The organism is Pseudomonas sp. s4, from assembly GCF_046764235.1.
Taxonomy (GTDB): domain Bacteria; phylum Pseudomonadota; class Gammaproteobacteria; order Pseudomonadales; family Pseudomonadaceae; genus Aquipseudomonas; species Aquipseudomonas asiatica.
The window spans coordinates 1638150-1652873 of sequence record NZ_CP177209.1 but is presented as its reverse complement, the minus strand read 5'-3'; the positions used below and the strand labels follow the sequence as shown (position 1 = coordinate 1652873).

Below are 14724 nucleotides of genomic sequence, written 5' to 3'. Positions count from 1 at the left end.
TACACTCAAAGCTGTAATTCTTCTTCAATGAGGCATTAACGGTGACACCACTTCTGATCACCCTGCTCATCGTGGCGGGTATCGCGTTGCTGATCGTGATCGGCTACCTAAACAATGTGGTCGAGAACGGTAAGCTCGAGCGCGCCCGGATGAAGGTCGAGCTGGCCGACCGCCTGCGCCGCTGTGGCGAAATCACCGAGACCTTCCCCGGCCAGTTCATGACCCCGGCCTTGAAGTTGCTGCTGACCCGCCTGGAGCTCAACCTCAACCAGCGTCAACTGGCGATGGACAAGCACAATGCCGAGATCAAGGCGCGCATCGCCGAACTGGAGAGGCTGATTGCCCTGGGTGCGCAAATCCCGGTGAACAACCCGCCCAACCCGATCCAGACCGAGATCAAGGCCAAGGATGTGCGCTTCCTGCTGGAGGCGTTGCACAACCAGGTGACCCGCGCCGCCCAGGAGGGCTTCCTGCCCACGCCCGAGGCCAAGCAATGGATCAAGGAAATCCGCCATATCCTGGTGCTGCTGCATATCGAGTTCTTCAACAACCTCGGCCAGCAGGCCCTGCAGAAAAACCAGCCAGGCCAGGCGCGCCTGGCCTTCGAGCGCGGCGTGCAGTACCTGCGCAAGCAGCCGGAACCGAAGGTGTATGAAGAGCAGCTGACGTACCTGGAGAAGCTGCTGGCCCGGGCCAACGCCCAGGTGCTGGACCGCATGGCCCCGGCGGAGGACGAGCAGAATGAACTGACCCAGGGGCTCAAGACCGATGAGGAAGAGACCTGGAAGAAGAAGGTGATGTACGACTGATGCATTAACCTGTACTGGCCTCTTTACGGCTAAAGCCGCTCCCACAGGGACCACATCGCCCTCAGGCTTGGTGCGATCCTTGTAGGAGCGGCTTTAGCCGCGAAGAGGCCGGTACAGGCAACAAATATCAGCAGTCGGTCAACTCCAGAAAAATCGCCGCCAACCGCTCCAGCCCCACCTGATCCGCCTCGCTGAAGCGCCCAAACTTCGGGCTGTCCAGGTCCAGCACACCAATCAACCTGCCCTCCTTCACCAGCGGGATCACCAGCTCGCTGTTGGACGCGCTGTCACAGGCAATGTGCCCCGGGAACGCATGCACGTCCTCTACCCGTTGGGTCTGCCGGGTGGCCGCTGCCGCCCCGCACACGCCTTTGCTGAACGGGATGCGCACGCATGCCACCTGGCCCTGGAACGGGCCCAGCACCAGTTCTTCGTTGCGGTTGAGGTAGAACCCCGCCCAGTTCAGGTCATCCACCTGGTTATAGAGGAACGCCGAAAACTGCGCGGCATTGGCGATGAAGTCACGCTCGTCGGCAAACAGCGCCTGCACTTGCGCCGCCAGCAGGTTGTAGCCGTCGAGGCCGGCGCCACTGGCATTGAGGTCGATCATTTACTTTTGCTCCAGCAATTGCAGCCCGACCCAGTAGCGGGCGAACTGATAGGCACAACGGCCATTACGGTTACCGCGGCCGGTGGCCCAGCGCACGGCGAGGATGTCGAGTTCTTCGCTGCGCTGCCAGGCCAGGCCGGCAGTTTGCGCAAGCTGGCCGATCCAGTGCTCGACCACGTTCAGGAAGTGTTCCTGGGTGAAGGGGTAGAACGACAGCCACAAGCCAAAACGGTCGGACAGGGCAATCTTGTCTTCCACCGCTTCACTGGGGTGCAGCTCGCCGTCCACGCGCTTCCAGTTCTCGTTGTCGCTCTCCTTTTCCGGCACCAGGTGGCGGCGGTTGGAGGTGGCGTACAGCAGCACGTTGTCCGGAGCCTGCTCGAGCGAGCCGTCGAGCACGCTCTTGAGCACCCGGTAGTCGCCCTCCCCGGCTTCGAACGACAGGTCGTCGCAGAACAGGATGAAGCGCTGCGGCAGCTTCTGCAGCTGCTCGACCACCCGTGGCAGGTCGGCCAGGTGGTCGCGTTCGATTTCGATCAGGCGCAGGCCGGCACCGGCGTGCTCGGCCAGCAGGGCACGTACCAGCGACGACTTGCCGGTGCCGCGCGAGCCCCACAGCAGTGCATGGTTGGCCGGCATGCCGTTGATGAACTGATGGGTGTTGCGGCCCAGCTGGTCACGCTGCAGGTCGACGCCGATCAGGTCGCTGAGGCGAATGTCCAGGCTGACCTCCAGCGGCAGCAGGTAGCCGCTGCGGCCATCGCGCTGCCAGCGCGCGGCCAGGGTGGTGGCCCAGTCGATGTTCGGGCGCTGGGCCGGCAACAGGGGTTCGAGGCGGGCCAGGACCGATTCGGCGCGGTCCAGGAAAGCAATCAAGCGAGCGTCCATGACGACTCCTACGAATTTCAGTTTTTTGGGGCCGCTGCGCGCCCCTTCGCGGGCTTGCCCGCTCCCACAGGTACACTGCAAATCTCGAGAGCAGTGATATACCTGTGGGAGCGGGCAAGCCCGCGAAGGGGCGCAAAGCGGCCCCCGCTTGGCAATCAACTGAAATGAACAGACAGACCCACCAGCAGCCGGGGCTATTCGGCTATGCTTGCGCAGCGCAAGGGACGTGAAACCGGCTCGGGACACATGGATATAAAGTTCACCAATCGCCTGTCATACAAGCAAGCCCGGTTGACAGTCCTGGTCGGCTTCATCCTGGGAACATTGCTCAGTCTCATCCAGATCGGCATCGATTATGCCAGCGAAGACGCGTCCATCAACCGTGAAGTACGCGCCTTGCTGCAAATCAGCCACAACCCGGCCTCGCGCATCGCCTACAACATCGACTCGGAACTGGCGCTGGAGCTGACTCGCGGCCTGCTGGAGTCGCCGGCCATCATCCGTGCGCGGCTGATCGACAACAACGAAACGGTACTGGCCGACGTCGAACGGCCGCGCCTGGAGGACCGCTACCGGCCACTCAGCGACTTCCTGTTCGGCGATCAGCGCCAGTTCAAGGAACGCCTGTATCTGACCCACATGCCCGAGGAAAACCTCGGCACCCTCTACCTGGAGGTGGACACCTACGCCTTCGGCAGCCGCTTTCTCGACCGTGCCGGGATCACCCTGCTCAACGGCTTCGCCCGTAGCCTGGTGCTGACCGGCATCCTCCTGGCGCTGTTCTACATGATGCTGACCAAGCCGCTGGTGACGGTAATTGGCGCGCTCAGCGGCAGCGACCCGCGCAAACCCACGCAAAGCCGCCTGCAATGCCCACCCGGACATGAACATGACGAGATCGGCGTACTGGTAAGGGTCGCCAACCAGCAGTTCGTCAGCATGGCCACCGAGATCGATCAGCGGCGCACCGCGGAAAACCGCCTGACCCAGTACCTCAACGAGCTGGAAGATATCGTCTCGGCACGCACCAACGAGTTGAAGGCCAGCAACAGCAGCCTGAGCCAGTCCAACCAGGAGCTGGAAGAAGCCCGCCGCCGGGCGCTGGACATGGCCCAGGCACGCGCTGCCTTCCTCGCCAACATGAGCCACGAAATCCGCACCCCGCTCAACGGCATGCTCGGCATGATCGCCCTCGCCCTGGACAGCCCGCTGCCCAGCGAGCAACGCCAGCAACTGGCGATTGCCCATGACTCGGGCAAGGTGCTGGTGGAGTTGCTCAACGATATTCTCGACCTGTCCAAGTTCGATGCAGGCCAACTGGAGCTGGAGCGCATTCCGTTCGACATGGGCTCGATGGTCGAGGACACTGCCAACCTGCTGTCGCAGAACACCGCGCAAAGCGTGGAGCTGACCTGCCTGATCGCCCGCGACTTCCCCAGCAGCGTGCTTGGCGACCCGACGCGGGTACGGCAGATCGTCAGCAACCTGCTGTCCAACGCCCTCAAGTTCACCCGCTTCGGCCGCGTGGATGTGCGCCTGGCGACCATTGTCGGTGGTGTGCGCCTGGAAGTGCGCGACACCGGCATCGGCATCCCCGAAGAAGCCCAGGCACGGATCTTCCAGCCATTCACCCAGGCCGGCGCCGGCATCACCCGCCAATACGGCGGCACCGGCCTGGGCCTGGCGCTGACACGCAACCTGTGCAAGGCCATGCAGGGCCACCTGCATATCAAGTCCGACCCTGGCTTCGGCAGCCGCTTCACCGCCGAGCTGCCGCTGGCCGTGCACACCGAGGCCATTGCGCCGGCACCGTTGCACGGGCGCGTGGTGGCGCTGAGCACGGCCGGCAGCGGCCTCGATGAACTATTGCAGGACCTGTTGCCCGCCTGGGGCCTTGCCTACCAGCACCATGACAGCTGCGCGGGGCTCGACGCCACGGCCATCGACCTGCTGATCACCGACAGCCTGGACCACCTGTTCGAACTGCGACCGGCATTGAAAACACCGATCTTGCTGGTGACCGCCTACGGCAACTTCCTGCCCAGCGAACAGTCGGTCGCCCTCGCCCCCCTGCACCAGCTGGCCCGGCCGCTGGCGCGCAACGCCCTGTACCAGACCTTGCGCCGCACCTTGCAGGGCCATGAGCCCGAACACCCGCTGGCGACCCCGACCATCATCCTGGAACAAGGCCGCGCGCGCATCCTGCTGGTGGAGGACAACCCGGTGAACCAGCTGGTGGCCAAGGGCATGCTGGTCAAGCTCGGCTGCCAGGTACAGCTGGCCACCCAAGGCGCCGAGGCCCTGGAGCTACTGGAACAGGACGAATTCGATCTGGTCCTGATGGACTGCAACATGCCGGTGATGGACGGCTACGAGGCCAGCCGGCGTATCCGCCAAAGCGGTCGCTGGCCCGACCTGCCAATCGTCGCCCTCACCGCCAACGCCATGCCCGAAGAGCGCGAGCGCTGCCGGGCAGCCGGCATGAACGACTACCTGGCCAAGCCGTTCCGCCGTGAAGAGCTGCTGGCGCTGGTCGAGCACTAGGTGCCTGTCAACGGCTGAGCAGGCGCTCGATGTCCGCTTCCAGGGCCTGCGGCTTGGTGGTGGGGGCGTAGCGCGTTACCTGGCCAGAGGCCGGGTCGACCAGGAACTTGGTGAAATTCCACTTGATCTTCTGGCTGCCCAGAATGCCCGGGGCGCGCTGCTTGAGTTCGACGAACAGCGGGTGGCTGCCGGGGCCGTTGACCTCGACCTTGCGGAACAGCGGGAAGCTCACGCCGAAATTGCGCTCGCAGAACTGGGCAATTTCCCGTGCATCGCCCGGCTCCTGCTTGCCGAACTGGTTGCAGGGGAAGCCCAGCACCACCAGCCCGCGCGCGCGATAGGCCTGCCACAGTTGCTCCAGGCCCTTGTACTGCGGGGTAAAGCCGCACTGGCTGGCGGTATTGACCACCAGCAGCGCCTTGCCGGGGAAGTCGCCGAGCTTCTTGTGCTCGCCGCCCAGGGTCACGCAGGGGATGTCCAGTATCGATCCAGCCATGGTCGGGCTCCGGTCAGTCGCGCGGGCGCAGGTCGATGCACACCGAGTTGATGCAGTAGCGCAGGCCGGTCGGTGGCGGGCCATCGGGGAACACGTGGCCCAGGTGCGCATCGCAGCGGGCACAGGTGACTTCGGTGCGGATCATGCCGTGGGAGGTGTCGCGAATCTCGATCATCGCGCTTTCCTCGATGGGTGCGTAGAAGCTCGGCCAGCCGCAGCCGGAATCGAACTTGGTCTGCGCATCGAACAGCGGCAGGCCGCAGCAGATGCAGTGGTAGATGCCGTCGCGGCGCTCGCTGTTGTACTTGCCGCTGAACGGCCGCTCGGTGCCCTTGAGGCGGCACACCTGGTACTGCTCGGGGTCGAGCATCGACCGCCATTGTTCCAGGGTTTTCTCGATCTTTTGCATGTAGGGACCTCGGCAGGCTGAATTTCACAGCGCACCGTCTTTTCCGGGGCGCGGGTGGCACGTATATTAGTTGGCTTCGTGTGCCAGGCGTTCAGTCTGGCACCCGCTTCCTGCCCTTTCAAACCTTTCGGCGGGGCGTAGCGCGTTTTCTCAATCGGGATCCCATCATGCAGTTCAGCAAATCGAACAAGCTCGCCAATGTCTGCTACGACATTCGCGGCCCAGTGCTCAAGCACGCCAAGCGCCTGGAAGAGGAAGGCCACCGCATCCTCAAGCTGAACATCGGCAACCCGGCGCCGTTTGGCTTCGAGGCGCCTGACGAAATCCTCCAGGATGTGATCCGCAACCTGCCCACCGCGCAGGGCTACAGCGACTCCAAGGGCCTGTTCAGCGCGCGCAAGGCGGTGATGCAGTACTGCCAGCAGAAGCAGATCGAAGGTGTCGGCATCGAGGACATCTACCTGGGTAACGGCGTGTCCGAGCTGATCGTGATGTCGATGCAGGCGCTGCTCAACAACGGCGATGAAGTGCTGATCCCCGCCCCCGACTACCCGCTGTGGACCGCCGCCGTGAGCCTGGCCGGCGGCAAGCCGGTGCACTACCTGTGCGACGAGCAGGCCGACTGGTTCCCCGACCTTGAGGACATCAAGGCCAAGATCACCCCGAACACCAAGGCCCTGGTGATCATCAACCCGAACAACCCGACCGGCGCGGTGTACTCCAAAGAGCTGCTGCTGGGCATGCTGGAACTGGCCCGCCAGCACAACCTGGTGGTGTTCTCCGACGAGATCTACGACAAGATCCTGTACGACGAAGCCGTGCACATCAGCACCGCCTCGCTGGCCCCCGACCTGCTGTGCCTGACCTTCAACGGCCTGTCCAAGTCGTACCGGGTGGCGGGCTTCCGTTCCGGCTGGCTGATCATCTCTGGGCCCAAGCACCACGCGCAAAGCTACATCGAAGGCATCGACATGCTGGCCAACATGCGCCTGTGCGCCAACGTGCCGGCCCAGCATGCCATCCAGACCGCGCTGGGCGGCTACCAGAGCATCAACGACCTGGTGCTGCCACCGGGCCGCCTGCTGGAGCAGCGCAACCGCACCTACGAGTTGCTGAACGACATCCCGGGCGTTAGCTGCGTGAAGCCGATGGGTGCGCTGTATGCATTCCCGAAGATCGACCCGAAGGTTTGCCCGATACACAACGACGAGAAGTTCGTGCTCGACCTGCTGCTGTCGGAGAAGCTGCTGATCGTTCAAGGTACGGCGTTCAACTGGCCGTGGCCGGACCACTTCCGCGTGGTCACCTTGCCGCGGGTGGATGACCTGGAGGCGGCGATTGGCCGGATCGGGAATTTCCTGAAAGGTTATTCGCAGTAAGTGATGGCCTCCTCGCAGCGCAAGGCTGCTCCTACAGGAGAACGCATGCCCCTGTAGGAGCAGCCTTGTGCTGCGAATGGGCTGCAAAGCAGCCCCAAAAACCCCACAGGATGTTTCTTACATCCTGCAACGCTCTATCCCACAGCCCCTGCGCCATCCTCTGCCATACTCCGCCGTACACAGTTTGAAATAGTCGCCCGATTGAATCGGCACGGCCGGCCCCTTATATACCCCGCAGTAAGCGACAACTCATCCGTCAGGAGAACGTAACAACCATGATGCGCATTCTGTTGTTTGTAGCCACCAACCTCGCGGTGGTGCTGGTTGCAAGCATTACCCTGAGCCTGTTCGGTTTCAACGGGTTCATGGCCGCCAACGGGGTCGACCTGAACCTCAGCAGCCTGCTGGTGTTCTGCGCCGTGTTCGGCTTTGCCGGCTCCCTCGTTTCGCTGTTCATCTCCAAGTGGATGGCGAAGATGACCACCGGTACCCAGATCATCAGCCAGCCGCGCACCCGCCACGAGCAGTGGCTGCTGCAAACGGTCGAAGAGCTGTCCCGTGAAGCGGGCATCAAGATGCCCGAGGTGGGTATCTTCCCGGCGTACGAGGCCAACGCCTTCGCCACCGGCTGGAACCGCAACGACGCGCTGGTCGCCGTGTCCCAGGGCCTGCTGGAGCGTTTCTCGCCCGATGAAGTACGCGCAGTGCTGGCCCACGAGATCGGCCACGTGGCCAATGGCGACATGGTCACCCTGGCGCTGGTGCAAGGCGTGGTGAACACCTTCGTGATGTTCTTCGCACGCATCATCGGCAACTTCGTCGACAAGGTGATCTTCAAGAACGAAGAAGGCCAGGGCATTGCCTACTACGTGGCGACCATCGTTGCCGAGCTGATCCTGGGCATTCTGGCCAGCATGATCGTGATGTGGTTCTCGCGCCGCCGCGAATACCGCGCCGACGAAGCCGGTGCACAGCTGGCCGGTACCGCGGCGATGATCGGTGCGCTGCAGCGCCTGCGCGTGGAGCAAGGCCTGCCGGTGCACATGCCCGACACCATGAAGGCCTTCGGCATCAATGGTGGCCTGAAGCATGGCCTGGCCGGGCTGTTGATGAGCCACCCGCCGCTGGAAGACCGTATCGAGGCCCTGCGCCGTCGCGGTTGATCCAACCAGTAAAACAAAAGGGCGACTTCGGTCGCCCTTTTTTATGCTTGCCTGCACCGGCTGACCCGGTAAACCCGCTCCAACAAACTCGATACCCCGGCCTGCAAAAACTTCGGGCTTTCCTCAATCACCTCCTCAGCCTCCAGCTCATCCACCTGCCACCCGGCAAACCCTTGCCGCAGCTCCTCATCCCCCACCGAAAACGGCGGCCCGCCCAGCAAAACCTGGTCATAGTCCAGAGTCACCACCACCCCCTGGCAACCCGCCGGCAGCAAGCTCGACAACAGCTGCATGTACGCCCCACGCATCTGCGGCGGCAATGCAATCACCGCCGCCCGGTCATAAAGCCCCGCGCAGTCACCGACATCCCCTGCCTGCAACGCAAAGAAATCCCCACACCAAAGCTCAACGTCACCACTGCGCCAAACTTCGAAAAACCCGCGCTGCTGCACCTCGGCTTCAAGCCCATGCTCACAGAAGAATGCCTCCACCGCTTGCCGCGACAACTCTACGCCCAACACGCGATACCCCTGCCCGGCCAGCCAGGCCAGGTCCAGGCTCTTGCCGCACAACGGCACCAGCACGCGGCTGCCCGGCGCCAGGCCAAGCGTTGGCCAGTACCTCTGCAGATAGGGGTTCACCTGCGCCTGGTGAAAGCCGATCTGGTTGTCGGCCCACCGCTGCTGCCAGAACGCTGGCTCCATGATCACTCCTGATTTTTAGATGGTTTGTCGGTAAAAGTTGGTTTGGATTTCGATCTGTAGTTGATCGAAGATGATTGCATCTTAACCGTCAGGACCCCGCCATGCTGCCCAGCCTGTTCATTTCCCATGGTTCTCCCATGCTTGCCCTGCAACCCGGCGCCAGCGGGCCTGCGCTGGCAGGGCTTGCCAACGCCCTGCCCCGGCCGAAAGCGATCGTGGTGGTGTCGGCGCACTGGGAAAGCCGCGAACTGCTGGTTACCGGCAGCGCACAACCAGAGACCTGGCATGACTTCTACGGCTTCCCACCGGCGCTGTATGCGGTGCAGTACCCGGCGCCGGGTGATCCCACCCTTGCTGGCCAGGTCAGTGAATTGCTGCAGGCTGCCGGGCTGACAGCCCGGCTGGACGCGCAGCGGCCGTTCGACCACGGCGCCTGGGTACCGCTGTCGCTGATGTACCCGGATGCGAATATTCCGGTGGTGCAGGTTTCACTGCCCAGCCATATGGGGCCGGCACTGCAGGTCAAGGTAGGCCAGGCGTTGGCGGGCTTGCGCGACCAGGGCGTGCTGTTGATCGGTTCGGGCAGCATTACCCACAACCTGGGCGAACTGGACTGGCATGCCGGGCCGGATGTGATCGAGCCTTGGGCACTGGCGTTCAGGGATTGGGTGGTGGAAAAGCTTCGGGCGAATGACCAGGAAGCGTTGCTGGGTTATCGGCAGCAGGCGCCGTTTGCGGTGCGCAACCATCCCAGTGATGAGCATTTCCTGCCGCTGTTCTTTGCCCTGGGGGCTGGCGGCAAGTTCGGGGTGGTGCACCAAGGGTTTACCTTGGGGGCGTTGGGGATGGACATTTATCGGTTCGACTGAAGATAGCCGGGGGCGCTTTGCGCCCCTTTCGCGACACAAGGCCGCTCCTACAGGGGTTACGCGTCACCTGTGCACAGGCAAAAAAATCCCCAGCCAAAGCCGGGGATTTTTTCATTGCGCCAGGATCAATCCTCGCGGTAGCGACGCAGCTTCAGCTGCTTGCCAGCCACGCGGGTGTCCTTGAGCTTGGACAGCAGCTTCTCCAGGCCATCTTCCGGCAGCTCGACCAGGCTGAAGCTGTCGCGCACCTGGATGCGGCCGATGGCGTCACGAGCCAGACCACCCTCGTTGAGGATCGCGCCCAGCAGGTTCTTGGCAGCGATGCCGTCACGGGCACCCAGAGCAGTACGGCAACGCACGCGGCCTTCGGCCAGCGGCATCGGCGCACGGCGCTCGCGGTCACCACGCTCAGAGCGTTCGCCACGCTCACCACGCTCGGTACGCTCACCACGCGGGGCGAAGCTCGGCACCAGCGGCTGCTCACGCTCTACCGCAGCCAGGTCCAGCGCCTGGCCATTGGTGGCCTTGCGCAGCAGGGCGGCAGCCAGGGCACGCGCGCTGCAACCCAGGTCGGCGGTCAGGCGGTCGAACAGATCGCCGTGGGTGGCTTCTGCTTCGGCAACCAGTGGCGCCAGGCTCGAGGTCAGCTTCTTGATGCGGGCATCCAGCACGGCCTGGGCATTCGGCAGGCGGGCTTCGGCAACTTTTTGCCCGGTTACACGCTCGATCACCTGCAGCATGCGGCGCTCACGCGGGGTGACCAGCAGCAGTGCACGGCCATCGCGACCGGCACGGCCGGTACGGCCGATACGGTGTACGTAGGACTCCGGGTCGTACGGCATGTCGACGTTGAACACGTGAGTGATGCGCGGTACGTCCAGGCCACGGGCAGCGACGTCGGTAGCGACAACGATGTCCAGGCGGCCATCCTTGAGCGAGTCAATCACGCGCTCACGCTGGTTCTGGGCGATGTCGCCGTTCAGCGCGGCAGCCTTGTAACCCTTGGCTTCCAGCGCGGAGGCCAGGTCCAGGGTGGCTTGCTTGGTACGCACGAAGGCGATCAGCGCGTCGAACTCTTCCACTTCCAGCAGACGCAGCACAGCCGGGATCTTCTGGTCGGCGTGGACCATCAGGTGAGCCTGCTCGATCGCGGTAACGGTCTGGGTCTTGCTCTGGATCTTGACGTGCTTGGGCTCGCGCAGGTGGCGTTCGGCGATCGAGCGGATCGACGACGGCAGGGTGGCGGAGAACAGCACGGTCTGGCGGCTGGCCGGGATGGCATCGAAGATCACTTCGAGGTCGTCCATGAAGCCCAGCTTGAGCATCTCGTCGGCCTCGTCCAGTACCAGGTACTGCACGGTCGACAGGACTTTTTCGTCACGACGCAGGTGGTCGCACAGACGGCCAGGGGTGGCCACGACGATTTGCGCGCCGTTGCGGATCGCACGCAACTGTGGGCCCATCGGGGCACCACCGTAGACGGCGACCACGTTCACGCCCGGCATCTGCTTGGCGTAGGTTTCGAAAGCGGTAGCAACTTGCAGCGCCAACTCACGGGTTGGCGCCAGGATCAGGGCTTGCGGTTCGCGCTTGCTCACATCGATCTTGTTGAGGATCGGCAGGGCGAAGGCAGCGGTCTTGCCGGTGCCAGTCTGCGCCTGGCCGATCATGTCGTGACCGGCGAGGATGATCGGGATCGATTGTTGCTGAATGGCGGACGGCTCTTCGTAGCCGGTCGCCAGAACGGCAGCAACAATATTCGGATTGAGATCGAGAGCGGCGAAGCCGCCGGTTTCCTGGGTCATGGGTCTGCCTCTAGGTGCATCCGCAAAGACCCATGCTCCAAAGCTGCACAAGCCATGAAAGACCGACAGGTCACCCAGGCAGCTTTGGCGGCGGGGATTTGCGAAAACGATTGAAAAAGAAAACGTGGGAAAGTCCGCCTAGCGGACGTGCAGCCGAAGCTGGACTCGGAGGGTTTGCACCACCTGATTTTGCGGTCCGCTAAAAGACCGGCGCGTACTATACCCGAAATCGTGCGCAGACGTGAGGAATATTTTCAGGGTGCTTGGCCAGTGTCGGGCCATCAATCACCTGGAGCTGAATCGATAATTCTTTATTGCCTGTACCGGCCTCATCGCCGGCAAGCCAGCTCCCACAGGGACAGCGCATGGCTTGAGGCCAACGCGGTCGGTGTGGGAGCTGGCTTGCCGGCGATAGGGCCAGCAGCCTCGCCACAGATTCATCAGGTAGCCGACCGAATCTCGCGGATCAGCCCCTCGAGGCTGTACCCAAGGCGCGGCGCCAGCGCCTGGGCCCGGGCTTTCAGCCCATCCAGGTCCAGCGTCTGCTCCAGGTCCGCCGGCACCAGCAGGATCACATTGCCCTCCTTCACCGGCAGCTCCCAGTAATGCCGGTGGTACAACCCGCGCAGCAACGCCGCGCCCAGCGGCTTGCCGTCGTCGGTGGCCCACTGGTTGATCACCAGCCAACCACCCGGGTTCAGTTGCTGCTGGCAGTTCTCCAGGAAGTTCCACGCCAGGTGGCCCACCCCCGGCCCATGGTCGGTGTACAGGTCGACGAACAGCAGGTCGGCCTTCTCCGCCGTGGGCAACAGCTCCAGCGCATCGCCGATGCGTACATACAGCCGCGGATCGTCATCCAGGCCCAGGTACTCCATGGCCAGGCGCGGTACGTCCGGGCGCAGTTCGATGGCCTCGATGTCGTCCAGCGGCAGGAACTTCATGCAGGCCTGGGTCAGCGTGCCGGCACCCAGGCCGAGAAACAGCGCGCTCTCCGGCTGCTCGTGGCACAGCGCCCCCACCAGCATGGCGCGGGTATAGTCGTACTCAAGCCAGCTGGGGTCGGCCGTGAACACGCAGCTCTGCTCGATCGCATCGCCGAATTCCAGAAAGCGGTAGTCGTCGACTTCATACACGCTGATGACGCCAAAGGCGTCCTGCACCCGTGCCAGTAGCCGCTCTTCCCGTTCCGCCGCCATGCTCACCACCTACCCGCACAAAAACGCGCATTGTCCGCCAACACCCTCGATGCAACAAGCGCAGCGCCAACTGTTACCATGGCCCATAGCCTACAACCGACAAGACCGAGCCCGAGATGAACCAACCGTGGAGCCCCGACAGCTGGCGCGCCCTGCCGATCCAGCAGCAACCGACCTACCCCGATGCCGCGCACCTGCTGAAGGTCGAACAGACCCTGGCCAGCTACCCGCCGCTGGTGTTCGCGGGCGAGGCGCGCGAGCTGCGCCGGCAGTTCGCCGAGGTCACCGAAGGCCGCGCCTTCCTGCTGCAGGGTGGCGACTGCGCCGAGAGCTTCGCCGAGTTCTCGGCGGCGAAAATCCGCGACACCTTCAAGGTGCTGCTGCAGATGGCCATTGTCATGACCTTCGCCGCCGGCTGCCCGGTGGTCAAGGTCGGGCGCATGGCCGGGCAATTCGCCAAGCCGCGCTCATCGGGCGATGAAACCATCGGCGACATCACCCTGCCCGCCTACCGTGGCGACATCGTCAACGGCATCGGCTTCGACGCGAAAAGCCGCATCCCCGACCCGGAACGCCTGCTGCAGGCCTACCACCAGGCCACCGCCAGCCTCAACCTGCTGCGCGCCTTCGCCCAGGGCGGGTTCGCCGACCTGCACCAGGTGCACAAGTGGAACCTGGACTTCATCGCCAACTCGGCGCTGGCCGACAAGTACCACCAGCTGGCCAACCGCATCGACGAAACCCTGGCATTCATGCGCGCCTGCGGCCTGGACAGCGCGCCGCAGCTGCGCGAAACCAGCTTCTTCACCGCCCACGAAGCACTGCTGCTGAACTATGAAGAAGCCTTCGTGCGCCAGGACAGCCTGACCGGCGACTACTACGACTGCTCGGCGCACATGCTGTGGATCGGCGACCGCACCCGCCAGCTGGACGGTGCCCATGTGGAGTTCCTGCGCGGCGTGCACAACCCGATCGGGGTCAAGGTTGGCCCCAGCATGAACCCCGAAGAACTGATCCGCCTGATCGACACGCTGAACCCGGCCAACGACCCCGGGCGCCTGAACCTGATCGTGCGCATGGGTGCCGGCAAGGTCGGCGACCACCTCCCGGGGCTGATCCGCACGGTCGAACGCGAAGGGCGCAAGGTGCTGTGGAGCTCCGACCCGATGCATGGCAACACCATCAAGGCCAGCAGCGGCTACAAGACCCGCGATTTTGCGCAGATCCTGGATGAGGTGAAGCAGTTCTTCCAGGTGCACCAAGCTGAGGGTAGCCACGCCGGCGGCATTCACATCGAGATGACCGGGCAGAACGTCACCGAATGCATCGGCGGCGCCCGGCCGATCACCGAGGATGCGCTGTCCGACCGGTATCACACCCACTGCGACCCGCGGATGAATGCCGACCAGTCGCTGGAGCTAGCGTTCCTGATTGCCGAAACCCTCAAGCAGGTGCGGCGCTGAGGTTGGGGCATGCCTTGGGATTTTCAGCGCCTGTGAGATCGAGCGCCGCGCGGGCGGCGCTCGATCTCACAGGCGCTAAAAACCTCCAGCCAAACACCTCTGCGCCCCAACTCACCTCCTCAGCGGATCATCCCAGAAATGCCGCTCGGCCTCCTGCTGGATATCCGCCCGGCTCAGCCCCAGGTCGTGCAGGGTCGCATCACTCAGGCTGGCCAGTTCCTGGCGCTGGCGGTATAGCTGCAGCCATCGCGCCGGGCGCCGCAGGGCGGCATGCCACAGGTGGTTCAGGGAAAAGGCAGGTTGCTGGATGCTGCTGACATGACCTTTCATCGTGAAGCCCTCCGTGTTGATGGCTCCAGTCTCCTGCCAGGCATAAGATCAATCCAACG

General features: G+C 63.6%; 13 protein-coding genes and 1 pseudogene. 6 read left to right on the top strand and 8 right to left on the bottom strand.

Annotated features, from left to right (window positions below):
- The first annotated feature begins 41 nt into the window (after window positions 1-41).
- On the top strand, window positions 42-809 hold the full coding sequence (locus tag ACK56M_RS07745) for a hypothetical protein (protein WP_015269386.1): 768 nt from the start codon (window positions 42-44) through the stop codon (window positions 807-809).
- A gap of 127 nt (window positions 810-936) precedes the next feature.
- Here the strand turns inward: ACK56M_RS07745 and ACK56M_RS07740 are convergent, their stop codons facing one another.
- Window positions 937-1419 carry a GAF domain-containing protein gene (locus ACK56M_RS07740; protein ID WP_015269385.1) on the bottom strand — a complete coding sequence of 161 codons (483 nt, stop codon included), beginning with the start codon at window positions 1417-1419 and terminating at the stop codon, window positions 937-939.
- A complete protein-coding gene (locus ACK56M_RS07735) occupies window positions 1420-2307 on the bottom strand; it encodes an ATP-binding protein (protein WP_015269384.1) in 888 nt (295 codons plus the stop codon).
- 204 nt (window positions 2308-2511) lie between these two features.
- On the opposite strand from ACK56M_RS07735, the gene ACK56M_RS07730 reads away from it, so the two are divergent.
- Window positions 2512-4851 (top strand): response regulator, encoded by a 2340-nt coding sequence (locus ACK56M_RS07730; protein ID WP_411959349.1) that lies wholly within the window; start codon window positions 2512-2514, stop codon window positions 4849-4851.
- 7 nt (window positions 4852-4858) lie between these two features.
- Here the strand turns inward: ACK56M_RS07730 and ACK56M_RS07725 are convergent, their stop codons facing one another.
- Both ACK56M_RS07725 and msrB read right to left on the bottom strand, forming a co-directional pair.
- Window positions 4859-5347, bottom strand: coding sequence for a glutathione peroxidase (locus ACK56M_RS07725; protein WP_015269382.1), 489 nt, complete (start codon window positions 5345-5347; stop codon window positions 4859-4861).
- Between the two features lie 13 nt (window positions 5348-5360).
- Entirely contained in the window at window positions 5361-5756 is a 396-nt protein-coding gene (gene msrB / locus ACK56M_RS07720) for a peptide-methionine (R)-S-oxide reductase MsrB (RefSeq protein ID WP_015269381.1), read from the bottom strand.
- Between the two features lie 167 nt (window positions 5757-5923).
- Here msrB and ACK56M_RS07715 point away from each other — a divergent pair, with 167 nt between their 5' ends.
- A complete protein-coding gene (locus ACK56M_RS07715) occupies window positions 5924-7135 on the top strand; it encodes a pyridoxal phosphate-dependent aminotransferase (protein WP_013971543.1) in 1212 nt (403 codons plus the stop codon).
- A gap of 275 nt (window positions 7136-7410) precedes the next feature.
- On the top strand, window positions 7411-8298 hold the full coding sequence (htpX, locus tag ACK56M_RS07710) for a protease HtpX (RefSeq protein WP_003259721.1): 888 nt from the start codon (window positions 7411-7413) through the stop codon (window positions 8296-8298).
- Between the two features lie 41 nt (window positions 8299-8339).
- On the opposite strand, the gene ACK56M_RS07705 is transcribed toward htpX, so the two are convergent.
- Window positions 8340-9002, bottom strand: coding sequence for a thiopurine S-methyltransferase (locus ACK56M_RS07705; protein ID WP_015269380.1), 663 nt, complete (start codon window positions 9000-9002; stop codon window positions 8340-8342).
- A 101-nt stretch (window positions 9003-9103) separates the two neighbouring features.
- Between ACK56M_RS07705 and ACK56M_RS07700 the strand changes: the two genes are divergently transcribed.
- On the top strand, window positions 9104-9871 hold the full coding sequence (locus ACK56M_RS07700; RefSeq protein ID WP_015269379.1) for a DODA-type extradiol aromatic ring-opening family dioxygenase: 768 nt from the start codon (window positions 9104-9106) through the stop codon (window positions 9869-9871).
- 125 nt (window positions 9872-9996) lie between these two features.
- On the opposite strand, the pseudogene ACK56M_RS07695 reads toward ACK56M_RS07700, so the two are convergent.
- Both ACK56M_RS07695 and ACK56M_RS07690 read right to left on the bottom strand, forming a co-directional pair.
- Window positions 9997-11710 (bottom strand): annotated as a pseudogene (locus tag ACK56M_RS07695) (DEAD/DEAH box helicase).
- Between the two features lie 406 nt (window positions 11711-12116).
- Window positions 12117-12872, bottom strand: a complete 756-nt coding sequence (locus ACK56M_RS07690) for a spermidine synthase (protein WP_411959348.1) — start codon at window positions 12870-12872, stop codon at window positions 12117-12119.
- 116 nt (window positions 12873-12988) lie between these two features.
- Here ACK56M_RS07690 and ACK56M_RS07685 point away from each other — a divergent pair, with 116 nt between their 5' ends.
- Window positions 12989-14335, top strand: coding sequence for a class II 3-deoxy-7-phosphoheptulonate synthase (locus ACK56M_RS07685; RefSeq protein WP_003247094.1), 1347 nt, complete (start codon window positions 12989-12991; stop codon window positions 14333-14335).
- Window positions 14336-14446: 111 nt separating this feature from the next.
- Here the strand turns inward: ACK56M_RS07685 and ACK56M_RS07680 are convergent, their stop codons facing one another.
- The gene (locus ACK56M_RS07680) at window positions 14447-14665 is read right to left on the bottom strand and encodes a DUF1127 domain-containing protein (RefSeq protein ID WP_054573472.1); all 219 of its coding nucleotides are present in this window, start codon (window positions 14663-14665) and stop codon (window positions 14447-14449) included.
- Window positions 14666-14724 lie beyond the last annotated feature (59 nt).

What these genes read in the sequence shown, in the direction of transcription:
- ACK56M_RS07725 (WP_015269382.1), bottom strand. Translation starts at nt 5,347, where the DNA reads ATGGCTGGATCGATACTGGACATCCCCTGCGTGACCCTGGGCGGCGAG.
- ACK56M_RS07740 (WP_015269385.1), bottom strand. Translation starts at nt 1,419, where the DNA reads ATGATCGACCTCAATGCCAGTGGCGCCGGCCTCGACGGCTACAACCTG.
- ACK56M_RS07705 (WP_015269380.1), bottom strand. Translation starts at nt 9,002, where the DNA reads ATGGAGCCAGCGTTCTGGCAGCAGCGGTGGGCCGACAACCAGATCGGC.
- htpX (WP_003259721.1), top strand. Translation starts at nt 7,411, where the DNA reads ATGATGCGCATTCTGTTGTTTGTAGCCACCAACCTCGCGGTGGTGCTG.
- ACK56M_RS07685 (WP_003247094.1), top strand. Translation starts at nt 12,989, where the DNA reads ATGAACCAACCGTGGAGCCCCGACAGCTGGCGCGCCCTGCCGATCCAG.
- ACK56M_RS07700 (WP_015269379.1), top strand. Translation starts at nt 9,104, where the DNA reads ATGCTGCCCAGCCTGTTCATTTCCCATGGTTCTCCCATGCTTGCCCTG.
- ACK56M_RS07730 (WP_411959349.1), top strand. Translation starts at nt 2,512, where the DNA reads ATGCTTGCGCAGCGCAAGGGACGTGAAACCGGCTCGGGACACATGGAT.
- ACK56M_RS07690 (WP_411959348.1), bottom strand. Translation starts at nt 12,872, where the DNA reads ATGGCGGCGGAACGGGAAGAGCGGCTACTGGCACGGGTGCAGGACGCC.
- ACK56M_RS07715 (WP_013971543.1), top strand. Translation starts at nt 5,924, where the DNA reads ATGCAGTTCAGCAAATCGAACAAGCTCGCCAATGTCTGCTACGACATT.
- ACK56M_RS07735 (WP_015269384.1), bottom strand. Translation starts at nt 2,307, where the DNA reads ATGGACGCTCGCTTGATTGCTTTCCTGGACCGCGCCGAATCGGTCCTG.
- ACK56M_RS07680 (WP_054573472.1), bottom strand. Translation starts at nt 14,665, where the DNA reads ATGAAAGGTCATGTCAGCAGCATCCAGCAACCTGCCTTTTCCCTGAAC.
- msrB (WP_015269381.1), bottom strand. Translation starts at nt 5,756, where the DNA reads ATGCAAAAGATCGAGAAAACCCTGGAACAATGGCGGTCGATGCTCGAC.